This window comes from Bacillus cereus ATCC 14579, from assembly GCF_000007825.1.
Taxonomy (GTDB): Bacteria; Bacillota; Bacilli; order Bacillales; family Bacillaceae_G; genus Bacillus_A; species Bacillus_A cereus.
This window is the reverse complement of sequence record NC_004722.1, coordinates 4,737,657-4,752,986: the sequence shown is the minus strand read 5'-3', so window position 1 is coordinate 4,752,986 and position 15,330 is coordinate 4,737,657. Positions and strand designations below refer to the sequence as shown.

The window sequence follows — 15,330 nt, the reverse complement described above, 5'->3', positions numbered from 1 at the left end:
ATTTCTTTACTTATGTGCCTTACATAACTGTCATGTTTGTGTAAGAAACATCGATAGTGGCAAGAGTAGAGAGTGTATATAGTTGAAAATAGAGAATAGAAGAAATGAGGGATGTCGAGATGAAAACAGTATTAGAAGCAAAAAATATTGAAAAAGTATATGACACGGGTGGTAATAAATTTGCAGCGTTAAAAGGTATTAACTTACAAGTAAAAGAAGGTGAGTTCGTTGGAATTATGGGACCTTCTGGTTCTGGTAAGACGACTTTACTAAATGTTCTTTCTACAATTGATAATGCGACGAACGGTGAAATTTTAATTGATGGAAAAGATATTGTGAAAATGAATGATGATAAGTTAGCATTATTCCGCCGCGATCATTTAGGCTTCATTTTCCAAGATTATAACTTATTAGATACATTAACAGTGAAAGAGAATATTGCTTTACCACTTGCGTTATCAAAGGTGAAAGCGAGTGAGATTGATCGCCGCGTTCTTGAAATCTCAAAGAAATTTGGCATTGATCATATTTTAAGTCAGTTCCCATATCAAGTATCTGGTGGACAGAAGCAGCGCTGCGCAGCATCACGTGCAATCGTTACGAATCCAAGTATGATTTTCGGGGATGAGCCAACTGGAGCGCTTGATTCTAAATCTGCAACAGATTTACTTGAAAGTATGAAGTCATTAAATGAATATGATAACTCAACAATTTTAATGGTAACGCATGATGCATTTGCAGCAAGTTATTGTAAACGAGTTATTTTCATTAAAGATGGTGAACTATATAAAGAATTGCACCGCGGTGAATCGACGCGTAAACAGTTCTTCCAAAAAATTGTTGACGTAATGTCTTCTATTTCTGGAGGTATGGCTGATGACCTTATCTAGCATTGCCCTCCGCAACATACAGCGGAACTTTAAAGACTACTTTGTATATTTCGCATCTATGATTTTTAGTATCGTTATTTATTTTACATTTAAAGCACTGCAATATAATTCACAAATGGAAAAAGCAGCAGAAGCTTCTAAAAAGATTAGCGGAGCGTTCCAAGTTTCCAGTGTGATGCTTATCATTTTCGTAGCGGTGTTCATTATATATTCGAACGGATTCTTTACACGTAAACGTAAAAAAGAAGTTGGCTTATATTCGTTATTAGGTATCCGTAAAAGACAAATTGGTAAAATGCTCTTTTATGAAAATATGTTAATGGGATTAATGTCATTAGTAATCGGGATTGCGATTGGTAGTGTCCTTTCGAAATTATTCCTTGAGTTATTAGTAAATATGATGGGATTAAATTTAAATGTTCATTTTGAAGTACCGATGGCTGCTATTATTGATACAGCAATTATTTTCTTTGTGATTATTTTATATACATCACTTCAAGGATATCGTTTAATTTATCGCTTTAAGTTAATTGAACTTTTCCGTGCAGAACGTGAAGGAGAAGCAATGCCAAAAGGATCTGTCATCATGGCATTAATTTCAGTTTTCTTAATCGGTTCAGGTTATTTTTTAGCGCTAATGTACATGAAAGCAGTTATGTATGCAGACTTTATGGTCGTTGCATTATATATTTTATTAGCGACAGTAGCAGGGACTTATTTACTGTTCATGTTCTTCACAGTATTTGTATTGAAACGTGCAAGAAATAATAAGTCAGCATTTTATAATGGTATGAATATGGTAACGACATCGCAGTTACTATATCGTATTAAAGGAAATGCGAAATCATTGGCGACAATCGCTATTTTAAGTGCAGTTACATTAACAGCGGTTGGTACGTCAGTTACGATGTATTACAACACATTTACGCAATCAAAAGTTGCTGCGCCGTATAGTTATTCCTATGAGAAAAAAGATGCAGCATTAGATAAAAAAGTAAATGAAATACTTGCTGGAGAGAAGAATAATCACCCAGTCACATATGAATCAGAAGTTGAAATGATTCCTGTGAAAGGAACATTTAAAGGTGAAAGAGCTGATCAAGTTCTGAACGCACACTATAATGTTACGAATCAGTACCAGCTTATTTCTCAATCAAGCTTTAATAAACATGTGAAACACTTAGATGTAGAACCTGTAAATTTGAGTGCGAATGAAGCTTTCGTATATGATAGCTTATATATTGAGAAACTTGATTTTGGTCCTCTTTATACAGGAAATACAGCTGTATTCCCTGTTGGAAATGAGTCAAAAGAATTAAAAATTAAAGGTGTAAATAATAGAAGCCTTACAAATTTAAATGAACTATTTGTAATCGTTCCTGATAAAACATATGAGCAAGTGAAACAAGTAAACGAAACGCGTACTGTAAAAAATATTGATGTAAAAGGTGAGCGAAATAGTAAAGAGTTAACAGCAAAATTAGCAAGCATTATGCCAGCTGGAGAATCAGAAGTTTTAAAACCATTTAACGATTTCTATACAGGATTCCAAATGGGGCTTGAAACGACAGGCTTAATGATGTTTATTGGGTTATTCTTAGGATTAGTATTCCTATTAGCAACAGGCTCAATCATTTACTTTAAACAATTAACAGAAGCAAGTGCTGACCGTGATCGTTACATTGTCCTTCATAAAGTTGGTGTAACGAAGCAAGAAATGAAGAAAGCTATCGCAAAACAAGTAAGCTTTATCTTCGCTATTCCGTTAGTAATCGGTATTTTACACAGTTTATTTGCACTAAAAGGTTTATCAAATATATTACCATTTGAAATTATGATTCCGCTTCTCATTAGTATTGGAGTATACGGTGTCATCTATATTGGATATTACTTCTTAACGGTTCGTTCTTATTATAAGATCGTGAGTGCGAAGTAATAAGGGGCAGCTATCGCTACACGCGATAGCTGTTTTTTTTATTCTTCATAAAATCTTAAGAAACTTCCTCAATTTTTATTAAGAAACGATAGTTATACTTAGACACAAGTTAAAAACTATCGAACGAATGAGGAGAGGTTTACATGCAGCTCATTACATTTTTACATGAATTTATAAAGCATCCAAAACATACTGGTGCAATTGCGCCAAGTTCAAAAATATTAGCAAAGAAAATGGTTGATGTAATTGATTTTAATAAAGCGAAATGTATTGTAGAGTTAGGGCCTGGCACAGGGGTTTTTACGAAAGAGATTATGAAGAGAAAAAAGAAGGAAACGATATTTCTTCTTATTGAAATTAATGAAGTATTTTTCAAAGAATTAAAAAGAAAGTTTAAAGATGAGCAGAATGTCATTGTTGTACACGGTTCAGCTGAAAATATAAAGAAGTATATGGGGGAGCACAATATAGAATGCATTGATTACGTTTTATCAGGGTTGCCTTTCACTTCTTTACCAGAAGAAGTTTCAAAGCGCATTTTAAATAATGCGATGGAAGCGATACATGAGAATGGTGAGTTCATTACATTTCAATATTCACTTGTGAAAAAAGGGTTTATACAGCATTTCTTCCCTGAAATTACACTAGAAAAAGTATGGCTTAATTTCCCGCCAGCCTACGTCTTTAGTTGCAAAAAAGAACTAAGGAGAGCATATGCATAATGGAATTACATGAATTATTATCTTATATTGAACAATACGGTTATTGGGCTTTATTTTTCTGTTTATGGTTAGGGATTATCGGTATGCCAATTCCAGATGAAATGATTGTTATGAGTGGTGGTTTCGTATCTTCAGTAGGTATATTAAGTGTTGTTCCTTCATTCGTATTAACATATTTAGGTGTTGTATCAGGGCTTTCTTTAGGATATATATTAGGGAAGGTTTTTGGAACGAAGGTACTCCATAAATTAATGAAAAAGAAAAAAGCGAAGTATTTGATGAAATCACAAGAAATGGTTGATAAATACGGACAGTACGCGTTAGTTACAAGCTATTTCATACCAGTTGTAAGACATATCGTACCGTATTTAGTTGGGATGAATAACATGTCATTTCGGATATATGCTTTGTATTCCTATACGACAGGATTTGTTTGGACACTCGTTTATTTTGTGCTCGGTTCTTTATTTGGACAACATATTGAAAGGATTGTAGCAGCTGCGATAGAGTATGGTTTGTATTTTGGCGGGAGTATTGCATTGATTGTGAGTGTGTTTTATTTTTACAGACAAAAAAGAAATACAGTGATGAGTAAATAAAGGAGGCGGCAGCCTCCTTTTATTATTAATATGGCTTTATTTATCGAAGTGCTGATGCAAAGCCCTGTGACATTAAGAAAAAGTTAAGAAACCGCACGAGTTTTTATTAAGAAATGCTCTCTATACTTAGAAAGGTCTTATAGAAAAACATAATGAAAGGCGGAATATAGATGAAAAGATTTATTTTAGGATCATTACTTGTCATCATAGCAGGAGCGGCATATTTGTTAAATGGGAGTGCTACAGTAGATTCCATGAATCCGTTTCTTAAATTAGAATATCGTTATGCGGTAATTGATAACGATGGAAAAGATTTAGGTGGAAATAAAGGCCGTGCATACACAGTGAACACATATGATAAGGATGGAAACGAAAAAGAGATAACAATTGATGGAGTGGATACATTGCAAAAAGGTTCCTACTGGCATGTAATTACGAGAGGAAAGTCTGTGCACGATAAGGTACAAATAGAAGAAGAAATAATTCCTGATGGCGCGAAGGTGAAGTTAGGATTGTAAGTATAAACCCGGTTCTAGATGAGAGAATCGGGTTTGTTGTTTTATGGTAAAATGATAAAGGGGGAGGGCGAGAGGTATGCTACTCATTGTTAGCCTTATATTAATTGGGATTATGTGCAGTATGAGAATAGTATCCTTACATATGATAGAGCGACAAATGATAGAAGAGCGATATGTATATTGCCCAAAATGTGATGCGAAAATTAGAAAAGGGAATTCGGCTCCTTTTTGTTCGAAATGTAATTTAATATTTTAACTATATTAAATCCAAAATCACTTTATGTGGTTTTGGATTTTTCTTTTTAAGAAAATATTAAGAAACCCCGTCACTATTTGTTAAGAAAATGTATCTATACTGAATTCTGTTGCTTAAAGAGAACATCACGAATTATAACAGGAGGTACAAATAGATGAAAACAATGTTAGAAGCGAAAGGGATTTCGAAAATATATGATACAGGCGGGAATACGTTTGAAGCGTTGAAAGATATTCAACTGCAAGTGAAAGAAGGAGAGTTTGTCGGTATTATGGGACCGTCTGGTTCTGGTAAGACGACACTTTTGAATGTACTTTCTACTATTGATACGGCTTCAAAAGGTGAGATTTTAATTGATGGAAAAGATATTGTGAAGATGAATGATGATGAATTGGCACTTTTTCGCCGTAATCATTTAGGATTTATTTTTCAAGATTATAACCTTATTAGATACGTTAACAGTGCGAGAAAATATTGCATTGCCACTTGCTTTATCAAAGGTGAAGGCGAGAGAAGTAGAATCTCGCGTTGAGGAGATTGCAAAGAAGTTTGGGATAGATCATATTTTAAATCAGTATCCGTATGAAGCTTCAGGCGGACAAAAACAACGCTGCGCGGCATCAAGAGCGATTGTAACAAATCCAAGTATGATTTTTGGAGATGAGCCAACTGGTGCGCTTGATTCGAAGTCAGCGACGGATTTATTAGAAAGTATGAAGACATTAAATGAAAAAGATCTTGTAACGATTTTAATGGTAACGCATGATGCGTTTGCGGCAAGTTATTGTAAACGAGTTGTATTTATTAAAGATGGAAAGTTATATAAAGAATTACATCGCAAAGAGATGACAAGAAAACAGTTCTTCCAACAAATTATTGATATGATGTCTTCAATCTCTGGGGGTGCGACAAATGAGCTTATCTAGCATCGCCCTTCGTAATATAAAACGAAATTTTAAAGATTATTTTATATACTTTGCTTCCATGATTTTTAGCATCGTCATTTATTTTACGTTTAAGGCGCTTCAATACAATTCACAAATAAGTGAAGCTGGAGATAACATCGGCCGAGGATTCCAGCTTGCGAGTGTAATGCTTATTATTTTCGTTGCAATATTTATTATATATTCGAATGATTTCTTTACACGAAAGCGTAAGAAAGAAATAGGTGTTTATTCTTTACTTGGTATTCGAAAAAAAGAAATAGGTAAAATGCTTTTTTATGAAAACATGTTAATGGGTTTATCATCGTTAGTAATCGGAATTGTAATAGGTAGTTTACTTTCAAAAGGATTCCTAAAGCTACTTTTAAATATGTTAGAGCTACATGTAAATGTTCATTTTGAAGTACCAGTTGGAGCGGTTATAGATACAACAGTTATTTTTTGTCTCATCATTTTATACACATCGTTTAAAGGATACCGCGTTATTTATCAATTTAAGTTAATCGAGCTATTCCGTGCAGATAACGAAGGCGAAGTCATGCCAAAAGGTTCGAAAATAATGGCTTTCATTTCTTTATTATTAATTGGATCAGGTTATTTCTTGTCAGTAACGGCTATAAAAAATGTGAGCGGTGATAACTTTATGCCCCTTGCACTTTACATTTTATTAGCGACAGTACTTGGAACGTATTTATTATTTATGTTCTTTACCGTTTTTGTATTAAAAAGAGTGCGAAATAAAAAATCCGCATTTTATAACGGAATGAAAATGGTTACGACGTCTCAGTTACTATACCGCATTAAAGGAAATGCAAAATCGTTAGCAACAATTGCCGTATTAAGCGCAGTAACGTTAACGGCGGTTGGAACTTCTGTAACGATGTATTACAACACATATATGCAGGCGAAGAAATATCATCCAGTTAGTTATTCTTATGAAAAGAAAGATATGGAATTAGATCGTAAAGTAAATGAGATTTTAAAAGAAGGACAGAATGAAGTCATTCATCAATATGAATTAGAGACGGTAAAAGTAGTAGGAGAATACGGTGATGGCACTTCATTACAATCAAGAACAACAGAACTTATCGCACAATCATCATTTAATACAATCGCAAAATATTTAAATGAAGAAACTTTAGATTTAAAGAAGAACGAATTGTATGCATTTGATGGCATGTACAGTGAAGGTAAGAGAGATAGTGGCGTATATAAAAATCGAAAAGCTACATTCCCAATTGAAGAAGTAGCACCAGTACAAGTGAAAGATGTACAAGCAAAAAACATTACAAACTTATATGAACTTCTAGTTGTCGTTCCGGATGAAGTGTATGAGCAAGCAAAGAAGACAATTGGCTCTCATACTGTGAAAAATATTGATGTGAAAGACGAAAGAAATAGTAAAGTGTTAACGGAGAAATTAAAGAAAGTAATATCTGAAGAAGATGCAGAAGGAAGAGAGCAATTCAGTGACTTCTATACAATATTCCGCAGCGGTATTGAAACGTCAGGGTTAATGATGTTTAGTGGTATATTCTTAGGACTTGTATTTTTACTTGCAACAGGCTCTATTATTTATTTCAAACAATTAACAGAAGCACATGCAGATCGTGAACGTTACATCGTTCTTCGAAAACTCGGTGTCACGAAAAAAGAAATGAAAAAAGCCGTTGCGAAGCAAATGAGATTTATCTTCTTTATTCCTTTAGTAGTTGGTATATTACACACTTTATTTGCGCTCAAAGGATTAGCGACAGTTATTCCGTATGAAATTGCAGTTCCGTTACTAATTAGCATCGGGGTGTATAGTGTTATTTATATTGGTTATTATTGCTTAACAGTTCGTTCTTATTTCAGGATTGTTAGTAAATGAAAATAAGGTATACAGTTTTTGGAAAAGCGAAAGAGAGCATAGTGAAAATTATGTTCTCTTTCGCTTTTTTTAGTTAAAATGAGGTGTGCATGAAAATGGTATTTAAATGGAGTGTTACATTTGGAAATTCTTATCATAGCAGGATGTTTATTAATTGGTATCACTTTAATCAGTTTCAGTATTTATCGATTTGTAAAAGAATTAAAAGAAAAAAATTCAAAGAGAGAGAAATGGAAAGTAGTAGCTGGAAATTTGATAGAGTTATTTAGTGATCCATTGCACGGAGCGCCATTCTATTTTTTAACTGGGGTCTCTTTTTGGTAATCGGACTGTTATTTCTTTCTATGGGAATGGGCTGGCTTGAAATTGATTAAGGCGTATTAACAAAGATATTTCATAGTTGTATTGCGAAGAGGAGAGAGCAAATGCCGGTTATAAGAGATATACAATTGAGTTTTCTAAAAGTAAAAGAGCATACCAGAAACATAGAGGCATTACAGTTAACATCTACAAGCAACTACGATGAAGACATCTCTTTTGGTAAAGAGACGAGCAGTATTACTTCTTTATATTGTCGACATATGCCAAAGTTAAGAATGGATTATGAGAAAGGGATTTTGATTCATTGTGTGGATGATATTTCATTACTCGATGAGTGGGAGAAGAAATATAGAATTTTCCCTGAATATATGAATGTTTTTGTGGAGTATGAGAGTGTGAAGGGTTTTCCATATTTATCAGATAGAGAGAAAAAAGAATTAGCCCTTCAAATCGTTCATGTTGAAATGAAGCGTTTAGCTGTGAAATATGATTGGGATATAGAAGAGTTAGAAAAAGTGAAGAATAAGATACTAGAATTGAATTATAGAAACGAGTTCGTATATATAAAAAAGAGTAGTCCGAATAAAAAATACGTATGTAGTATAACATGTCAGCATGAAGTGGCTTATGCTGACGTGTACTTAGAAATAAGAGAGTATAGAACGAGGCGGTTAATCAAAAAGGAAAAGCTTATTAGAGAAGAAGATATGTATAAGATGTTTCATCATGTTAGTAAAGTGGCTTGGAAGTTAAATCATAAAGTGCTACTGATGAATGATAAAGGAAAAACTGTATGGATGTTAACCTTTTTAGAGAAAGATATCCCAGCTAATTTAGTTTGGAAGATTGAAAGAATAGATTGAAAATAGATGAGAATTGGAGTGCATATGATGGAGACACAAATCGTTATTGGAGTACCTGGTTTATGGAAAGATAGAACAGAATTAATACAAGAAGTTGTGAGTAAAAGTAACTATATATTAGCGGGAAATGTTATGCACCATAAGGAGAAAGAGATTGGCTTTGAAATTGATATATATGAACAAGACCCTTCTTTGAGAGAGGCTTTCTTCTATGCAGGTGGTGAGCGTTTTGATGAAGAATTGCTTCAGGAGTTGGAGAAGCATACTTATATAGTGTATGTTATTGCCAAAGTTGACGATAAAGAGAGATTACAAGAAGTAATTGATGTAGGAATGGAACTTTTAAATGCAGGGGGACTTGCTTTAAAAGTTGAAACAGCAGGTGTGGCTTATTCGAAAGAAGAATGGCAAGAGCTTGCAGAGAATAAGGAAATATTCCCGATGTATTCGCACCTTGTAACTTTAGTTGGAGATGAAGAGGACGGTTACTATTCATGTGGAATGCAAGCATTTAATCTACCAGACGTTGTTTTAGACGGAGGGATAGATCCGGAAGTAGCTGTAGATTTATTAAATGATTTTAACCTACATAATATATTGGAAAAACCTAATTTGAAAGATGGAGATACAATTAGTTTCACAGAAGATGCTCCAGTGTATCTTTTATCTCATTATATAGATAAACGTTATGAACAAGAGGATCCATTTTATAATCCGTGTGGGGTATGGAAGTTAGAGAGTGCTTCGGCAAAGAAATCTATCTTTCAAAAATTGGGGAGTGTGCTAAAAGGATGGAAAAATACATAAAAGAACAGAGGAGTATATGTGATAAATATAAAGCGGAGTATGTAGAATCTCCGAATGACTTGAAATTAGGAATAGCGCAAAATGTGAAAGATGGTATCGCTCCGATTAATGGGTTACGAATGCCTATAGAAAACGGAACGACAGGTTGGTACATTTGGGCTGGTGAAGAAATGGGGACAGAAGAAGATTTCTTTCTTCCTTTACACGTTCAACATATTGATGAATGGGCACCTGAAATAAAGAAGTATTTAGGGTTACCACCTGGTTGGAGATTTTTAATTGCTGGAGATTACGAGGACGTGTGGTATGATCCGAATTTGTTTGATGAAGATTTAGAAGAGGATGCAGATGAATGGGAAGAAAATATGCTACAAGAGTATGGATGGTACATGCATAGCATATTAGCAGAAGATATTGATGGCATCCATGCTAATTATCATACACATGGTCTAAGAGATAACTTTAATCATCAAGATTTACAAATAGCATTAAATATGGATCCTGAAGTCGCGCATAGTGTTTTTTGTACCATAATAGAAGAAATAAAGAGCGGAAAAAAGTTTGAACAAGGGATTGAGTATACGAATATTATTGAAGGATATCCCATTATTATGAAGTCTTTCGTAGAGATGGATCGAGAAGTTTTGAGGGTTTTATTACCTGATGAAAGAGGGATTCTTCCTACGAGGCCAGAGTGTGATGAATGTTATAAGACTCAATTGGATGATATTGAGGAGAGTTGATAAAAAAGAGCTTGAAACTATTCAAGCTCTTTTTTTATGACTATTTATGTCCTAAAATATGTTCAATCTCATGCAAACTTAATTTACTTGCCTTAGCAATCGTTTCAAGTGGTATACCAAGATCATACATATTTTTAATCATTTGAATTTTCCCCTGTTGAATGCCTTTTTCAATGCCTTTTTCAATGCCTTTTTCAATGCCTTTTTCAATACCTTTTTCAATGCCTTTTTTAATTCCTTCTGTCTCTGCATGGGCGAATTTTGCTGCTTCATCCATTAAAACTTTCTCCCTTGCGTCATAGGCTTGTCGGAAAGAAGAATCCTGACTCATACGTTCCCATTTATTTATTGCTTTTTGTAAAATAGGGTCTTGGTTCATAGCAATATCCTCCAATAGTTTAGTTAAGTGCTCATCCTCATTTGCTGAAAGCAATAAAAGCCAACGAACAAATGGATCTTTCCACGGATTTACTTTTTCTTCATGCCATTGTTCAGTTAACTTTGGAATTTCTATAATGTGGATTTCTATGTCTTCACTCAGGATTTTTTTTTGTTGTGTATTCCATAATACGCTCGTTGTATGGAAGGCTGGGTGTTCCGAAAACATTGCGAAGTTTAGTAAGTTTATGGTGATGGTTTTGTGAAGTGCACTGTAGGGCATCACTTTTTGTAGTTGAGATGTGTATAGCCTTCCCCAATAATATAAACTGCGTTTAACCATATCGTGATTATTATTGAGTTGTATTTCTACATTAACTTTTGTTCCTGTGTCTAATGTCGCTGAAATGTCTAAAATAGATAACTTATCCTCTTCATATTCCCTGTGTAAATGTGGATCTTCTAGTTGTAGAGAAGCAATGGGCGACTCTAAAGACTCTTGTAACATAGCATTTAAAAATGCAATTAGAATATCTTCGCTACCATTCGTACCAAACAATTGTTTAAATGCAAAATCAATGCGTAAATTAACTAACTGTTGGTTGAACAAAGTTTGTCCTCTCCCTTATATGAAGGTACTTCTTTCCTTCATTGTACATAAAAAGAACTAGAGTATGCAAACAAGCCATTCTGCTATTTTTTAGTAGTTTTATTAGAATGTCACAGGTAAGTATGGTTATGTTATACTCTAGTGAAATTAAAAAAATATTTTTGTTTATATCGGGGTGAAGATGATACATATGCAAAAAGATATTTTAAAACTATTAGATAAAAAGCAAAGTAACTATGAATTTCCTGCCTTTGATAATGAATATATGGATATTTCGCAAGTGAAATTCTCTCTTTTCTTTAAAGATACTAAGGATTGGTTAATGGTGTTTCAACTTGTTGGTGTAGGTTCATTAGGTGTATGTAATGATATTCAAGTATATGGAGATAGAATTACTCATTCAATGGGTGATGATTGCATTTTACAATTAAATGATGGCAATTATGAGTTATTTAATGATGAAGGTGAATTTATGCCGAATATTTATAACGGCAGTTTAAAAATTCGTGAGCAGCATTTTGAATATGAATTTACAGAAGAGGATTATATAAATAATGGAATAGAAGTACAAACGACAGAGCATTATCCAACATACTTTATGCGTATGCTTGCTACTAATGAAGAAGTTAGAACATTATTATGGTGGAGTAAAGAAGAGATTTTAGAAGAGTTCGGTTTAGAAGGTAATTGGGAACTAGCGTATGAAACGGAAGAATGGAAACATGTTGAAGACGAAAAAGTAAGTGAAAATGAATTCTTCCAATCAGTAGCCGCTGCAATAGAGAAGAAAGATCCACGTATTATTGTGAAGAAGGATTCTAACATGCATTGGAGAAATTGGGTAGCGTTTGATTGTGACTGAAAAGGATAGGAGAAAGAATAATAAATGAAAAGAAGAAGAAAATCCGGAGAAAAAGTACAAATGCATCGTTTTGCACTACCTCTATGCTACGGAAGTGAAGCACCATATTATTATTACGAGGTAGCGCCCCATGAAAGAGAGGAACGCTTCCATTTAACATCAGAACTTTGCGTAATGGACGATGAGCATTACTTTATTAGAGGTTGTTTAGAGATTCCTATCATTGACTACCACGAAAACTTCATATGGACTGTTTGGGTATCACTTAGTAAAGAAAGTTATGATGAAGTATTAGAAAAGTGGGATGAGAGAGGCCGAGAAAATAGTGATCCTTATTTTGGGTGGTTATCTGTAGAAATGCCAGTTTATCCAGAAACATTAAATTTAAAAACAAATGTACATATAAGAGAAGTTGGAACGGCACCGTATGTTGAATTAGAGCCAACCGAGCATCCTTTAGCAATCGAACAAAGAAATGGAATTACTTTAGAGAGAGTTAAAGAAATACAAGAAATGATTCAAAGACATAGCTAGATTAGAAGAGAAAAAACGAGTGCTAGCACTCGTTTTTTTCTTTACACAACCGCAGGATTATAAATCATCGTAAAGTGTCCTGGTAATAATTCAATGTGACAAGGTGTATGAAGCGAACTTTCTCCATCTGTATCTACTTCTTTTTCTTCTTTCGTTTCAATATGAATGGATTTTGCTTTTACGTGGAAGATGTCATTTTCATTTGAATCCTCGAATAGTTTCTTTCCGATGTAATCTTTAAATGCTTGAATACCTGTTGATTTGACTACGAAAATATCAAGTGTTCCGTCATCACATTTTACGTTCGGAATAAAGGATGGAATACCACCAAGATATTCACCATTTCCAACCATGACAAGGACAGCTTCGTCTTCATATACTTGTCCGTCATAAGTAATTTTTACTGGGAATGTTTCAGCATTTTTTACAGTTCGAATTGTGCTTAAATAGTAACCGATTTTACCAAGCTTTGCTTTTTCATCTGCATCGATATTGTTTGATACTTCAGATACGAGACCAATCCCCCAGAAGTTTAAGAAATGTTGTCCATTTGCTTTTGCAACGTCAACTGGTTTTATATGTTCTTCTGTAATAAGTTTTGCCGCTTCTGCAATGTTTTGCGGAACGCCAAGTGTGCGAGAGAAGTCGTTGCAAGTTCCGCCTGGAATGATTGCAAGTGTAGGTCTAGTTTCAAGAGGTGCTAAGCCATTTGTGCATTCAAATACAGTGCCGTCACCACCAAAGACGATAATTAAATCTACTTTACTAGCAAACTCTTGGCAATATTTTGTTGCATCACCTTGCTTTTTCGTATGAAGGATATGTAAGTCAGGAAAAGCTGCGGCAAGAGGTGGTACGATTTTCGTTAAATTTGTATGTAAGTCACCTTGTCCAGCTTTCGGATTTACGATGAGGAGTACTTTTTCAAATTTTGTCTTTGTCATTTTTTTCTCTCCCTTTGTCTTTTACGAATTGTGATAGAAAATAAACTTCCACCAGTAATTGATGAAAGTTTATTTTATTATATTATTCCGTTACAACTGAAGCGATAAATGGTAAGTTACGATATTTTTCCGCACAGTCGATACCGTATCCAACGATGAATTCGTCTGGAATTTGGAAGCCAACATACTCAGCTGTTAAGTCTACTTTACGACGTTCTGGCTTATCAAGTAATGTACAGAACTTGAGTGCCTTTGGTTTATGCATAAAGAAGTGGTCTTTTAGAAAATGAAGTGTTAAACCAGAATCGATAATATCTTCTACAACAATTACGTTTTTCCCAGTAATGTTTACGTCGATATCTTTTAGTAGTTTCACTTTTCCTGTTGTTTCTGTTTGATTTCCGTAGCTAGATGCAGAAATAAAGTCAATTGTTACATCATTTTTGATGTGACGAATTAAATCAGCAGCAAATACGAATGAACCTTTTAATACTGCGATAACTACGATTTCTTCTCCTTCAAAGTCACGTTCGATTTGAAGTGCTAATTCTTTAACTTTTGCTTGTAATTGTTCTTCAGAAATTAAAGTGTCTTTTATTTCAATATTCATTGTAATCCTCCTACAGTGTAAAACTTGCGAACATTTCGACTGTAAAGGATAGAATAGAAAAAGTCAAAGGAGATAGTAATTTTTTACAAAGATAACGACAAAATCATCTGATGATATGATATACTAATTATATTAAGAAAACGCTTCCATAAAGGGTGAATATGATGAAGAAGAAACAGTACACAAGTGTAACATTTATAAAAGCATTACTTTTAACAATTGTTCTTGGCCTGTTGGCTTACGTAATTGATGTACCTGCGATTCGTATTTCATTAATTGGAATGACTTTAGTGTTAGGAGCAATTTCGCACGGTATGATGTCGCAGCTAAAAGAAGCTGGACTTGATGATATGAGAGATCATATAGATAAAAAGTAAGAAACCTTCATTATATAGAGTGAAGGTTTTTTTGTTTCTTACAAAAATGTAAGGTAGTTGTAAGGCAAATCGATAGTTGCATAATAGCATTTTGGATAAACTATGGGTGTAAGGTAAAAGGCAAGCATATTTTAGGTAAATTAAGTTTTAGGCACTCTATATGTGAAAAAGGAGTAGGAGGGCATGGAGAAACGTTGGACGACCTTTTCTTTTTTAGCGACTAGTAACACCGTAATGCTAGATGGAAAAATGGATTTTTTGCACTTGTTTGATCGTGAAGATGATCATTCTTCTTCTAAATTTACAATGAAATGGAATAAATGGAGCGAGAGTTGTAGGTTTGAAGAAGAGGCCCCTAACGAAGAGCAAAAGATTATTTTAACAAACCCTATTAAAGCGTGGGTTGTTCAACGTCGTAAGTGTAACGTCAAAAATCACTTCAAGAAAACTGAGCCGAGACAATTAGTTATCGCTCCGGCCCGTTCTACTTCCAAATCACGCGAAAGTAACATGTAAATAATTGAGACACACACCCAAAAAAAC

Annotated in this window: 17 protein-coding genes and 2 pseudogenes; 16 read left to right on the top strand and 3 right to left on the bottom strand. The window is 34.1% G+C overall.

All coding sequences use genetic code 11. The annotated features are described in order from the left end of the window. Positions 1 to 119 precede the first annotated feature (119 nt). From BC_RS24105 to BC_RS24050, 12 genes and pseudogenes are all read left to right on the top strand, one after another. Entirely contained in the window at positions 120 to 890 is a 771-nt protein-coding gene (locus BC_RS24105; RefSeq protein WP_000859655.1) for an ABC transporter ATP-binding protein, read from the top strand. After that, positions 877 to 2,826, top strand: a complete 1,950-nt coding sequence (locus BC_RS24100; RefSeq protein WP_000176149.1) for an ABC transporter permease — start codon at positions 877 to 879, stop codon at positions 2,824 to 2,826. The genes BC_RS24105 and BC_RS24100 overlap by 14 nt, the downstream gene beginning before the upstream one ends. A 143-nt stretch (positions 2,827 to 2,969) precedes the next feature. Further along, positions 2,970 to 3,548: a class I SAM-dependent methyltransferase gene (locus tag BC_RS24095; protein ID WP_001176066.1), complete on the top strand. Its 579-nt coding sequence runs from the start codon at positions 2,970 to 2,972 to the stop codon at positions 3,546 to 3,548. Beyond that, positions 3,548 to 4,147 carry a DedA family protein gene (locus BC_RS24090; RefSeq protein ID WP_000418943.1) on the top strand — a complete coding sequence of 200 codons (600 nt, stop codon included), beginning with the start codon at positions 3,548 to 3,550 and terminating at the stop codon, positions 4,145 to 4,147. Before BC_RS24095 ends, BC_RS24090 begins: the two co-directional genes overlap by 1 nt. Before the next feature lie 170 nt (positions 4,148 to 4,317). Then, positions 4,318 to 4,665, top strand: a complete 348-nt coding sequence (locus tag BC_RS24085; RefSeq protein ID WP_000819387.1) for a YxeA family protein — start codon at positions 4,318 to 4,320, stop codon at positions 4,663 to 4,665. Between the two features lie 76 nt (positions 4,666 to 4,741). Next, the gene (locus tag BC_RS24080) at positions 4,742 to 4,921 is read left to right on the top strand and encodes a hypothetical protein (RefSeq protein WP_000924676.1); all 180 of its coding nucleotides are present in this window, start codon (positions 4,742 to 4,744) and stop codon (positions 4,919 to 4,921) included. 154 nt (positions 4,922 to 5,075) lie between these two features. Continuing rightward, a pseudogene (locus BC_RS24075) lies at positions 5,076 to 5,847 on the top strand (ABC transporter ATP-binding protein). Next, positions 5,834 to 7,738: an ABC transporter permease gene (locus BC_RS24070; protein WP_000059437.1), complete on the top strand. Its 1,905-nt coding sequence runs from the start codon at positions 5,834 to 5,836 to the stop codon at positions 7,736 to 7,738. Before BC_RS24075 ends, BC_RS24070 begins: the two are co-directional and overlap by 14 nt. Positions 7,739 to 7,858: 120 nt before the next feature. Continuing rightward, positions 7,859 to 8,112 (top strand): annotated as a pseudogene (locus tag BC_RS24065) (hypothetical protein). 51 nt (positions 8,113 to 8,163) lie between these two features. Continuing rightward, the gene (locus tag BC_RS24060; protein ID WP_001144124.1) at positions 8,164 to 8,922 is read left to right on the top strand and encodes a hypothetical protein; all 759 of its coding nucleotides are present in this window, start codon (positions 8,164 to 8,166) and stop codon (positions 8,920 to 8,922) included. Positions 8,923 to 8,949: 27 nt separating this feature from the next. Beyond that, complete coding sequence (locus tag BC_RS24055; protein ID WP_000449847.1) at positions 8,950 to 9,729, top strand: DUF4261 domain-containing protein; 780 nt, start codon at positions 8,950 to 8,952, stop codon at positions 9,727 to 9,729. Then, positions 9,714 to 10,472, top strand: coding sequence for a DUF4262 domain-containing protein (locus tag BC_RS24050; protein ID WP_000417362.1), 759 nt, complete (start codon positions 9,714 to 9,716; stop codon positions 10,470 to 10,472). Before BC_RS24055 ends, BC_RS24050 begins: the two co-directional genes overlap by 16 nt. 40 nt (positions 10,473 to 10,512) lie before the next feature. On the opposite strand, the gene BC_RS24045 is transcribed toward BC_RS24050, so the two are convergent. Continuing rightward, complete coding sequence (locus tag BC_RS24045; protein ID WP_000483126.1) at positions 10,513 to 11,460, bottom strand: Rpn family recombination-promoting nuclease/putative transposase; 948 nt, start codon at positions 11,458 to 11,460, stop codon at positions 10,513 to 10,515. Positions 11,461 to 11,650: 190 nt separating this feature from the next. Between BC_RS24045 and BC_RS24040 the strand changes: the two genes are divergently transcribed. Beyond that, complete coding sequence (locus BC_RS24040; RefSeq protein ID WP_001168100.1) at positions 11,651 to 12,322, top strand: DUF7003 family protein; 672 nt, start codon at positions 11,651 to 11,653, stop codon at positions 12,320 to 12,322. A gap of 24 nt (positions 12,323 to 12,346) precedes the next feature. Continuing rightward, entirely contained in the window at positions 12,347 to 12,856 is a 510-nt protein-coding gene (locus tag BC_RS24035; RefSeq protein ID WP_000830214.1) for a DUF2199 domain-containing protein, read from the top strand. A gap of 41 nt (positions 12,857 to 12,897) precedes the next feature. On the opposite strand, the gene BC_RS24030 is transcribed toward BC_RS24035, so the two are convergent. Together BC_RS24030 and hpt are read right to left on the bottom strand one after the other, a co-directional pair. Next, a complete protein-coding gene (locus BC_RS24030) occupies positions 12,898 to 13,800 on the bottom strand; it encodes a diacylglycerol/lipid kinase family protein (protein ID WP_000167893.1) in 903 nt (300 codons plus the stop codon). A gap of 82 nt (positions 13,801 to 13,882) precedes the next feature. Beyond that, a complete protein-coding gene (gene hpt, locus BC_RS24025) occupies positions 13,883 to 14,410 on the bottom strand; it encodes a hypoxanthine phosphoribosyltransferase (RefSeq protein WP_001019295.1) in 528 nt (175 codons plus the stop codon). 161 nt (positions 14,411 to 14,571) lie between these two features. Between hpt and BC_RS24020 the strand changes: the two genes are divergently transcribed. Beyond that, positions 14,572 to 14,787: a hypothetical protein gene (locus BC_RS24020; RefSeq protein WP_002001286.1), complete on the top strand. Its 216-nt coding sequence runs from the start codon at positions 14,572 to 14,574 to the stop codon at positions 14,785 to 14,787. A 183-nt stretch (positions 14,788 to 14,970) separates the two neighbouring features. Then, a complete protein-coding gene (locus tag BC_RS24015) occupies positions 14,971 to 15,303 on the top strand; it encodes a hypothetical protein (RefSeq protein WP_000415613.1) in 333 nt (110 codons plus the stop codon). The last annotated feature ends 27 nt before the right edge of the window (positions 15,304 to 15,330 follow it).

Excerpts from the sequence above, each read along its gene's own strand:
- BC_RS24105 (WP_000859655.1), top strand. The coding sequence starts at position 120 with ATGAAAACAGTATTAGAAGCAAAAAATATTGAAAAAGTATATGACACG.
- BC_RS24100 (WP_000176149.1), top strand. The coding sequence starts at position 877 with ATGACCTTATCTAGCATTGCCCTCCGCAACATACAGCGGAACTTTAAA.
- BC_RS24095 (WP_001176066.1), top strand. The coding sequence starts at position 2,970 with ATGCAGCTCATTACATTTTTACATGAATTTATAAAGCATCCAAAACAT.
- BC_RS24090 (WP_000418943.1), top strand. The coding sequence starts at position 3,548 with ATGGAATTACATGAATTATTATCTTATATTGAACAATACGGTTATTGG.
- BC_RS24085 (WP_000819387.1), top strand. The coding sequence starts at position 4,318 with ATGAAAAGATTTATTTTAGGATCATTACTTGTCATCATAGCAGGAGCG.
- BC_RS24080 (WP_000924676.1), top strand. The coding sequence starts at position 4,742 with ATGCTACTCATTGTTAGCCTTATATTAATTGGGATTATGTGCAGTATG.
- BC_RS24070 (WP_000059437.1), top strand. The coding sequence starts at position 5,834 with ATGAGCTTATCTAGCATCGCCCTTCGTAATATAAAACGAAATTTTAAA.
- BC_RS24060 (WP_001144124.1), top strand. The coding sequence starts at position 8,164 with ATGCCGGTTATAAGAGATATACAATTGAGTTTTCTAAAAGTAAAAGAG.
- BC_RS24055 (WP_000449847.1), top strand. The coding sequence starts at position 8,950 with ATGGAGACACAAATCGTTATTGGAGTACCTGGTTTATGGAAAGATAGA.
- BC_RS24050 (WP_000417362.1), top strand. The coding sequence starts at position 9,714 with ATGGAAAAATACATAAAAGAACAGAGGAGTATATGTGATAAATATAAA.
- BC_RS24040 (WP_001168100.1), top strand. The coding sequence starts at position 11,651 with ATGCAAAAAGATATTTTAAAACTATTAGATAAAAAGCAAAGTAACTAT.
- BC_RS24035 (WP_000830214.1), top strand. The coding sequence starts at position 12,347 with ATGAAAAGAAGAAGAAAATCCGGAGAAAAAGTACAAATGCATCGTTTT.
- BC_RS24030 (WP_000167893.1), bottom strand. The coding sequence starts at position 13,800 with ATGACAAAGACAAAATTTGAAAAAGTACTCCTCATCGTAAATCCGAAA.
- hpt (WP_001019295.1), bottom strand. The coding sequence starts at position 14,410 with ATGAATATTGAAATAAAAGACACTTTAATTTCTGAAGAACAATTACAA.
- BC_RS24020 (WP_002001286.1), top strand. The coding sequence starts at position 14,572 with ATGATGAAGAAGAAACAGTACACAAGTGTAACATTTATAAAAGCATTA.
- BC_RS24015 (WP_000415613.1), top strand. The coding sequence starts at position 14,971 with ATGGAGAAACGTTGGACGACCTTTTCTTTTTTAGCGACTAGTAACACC.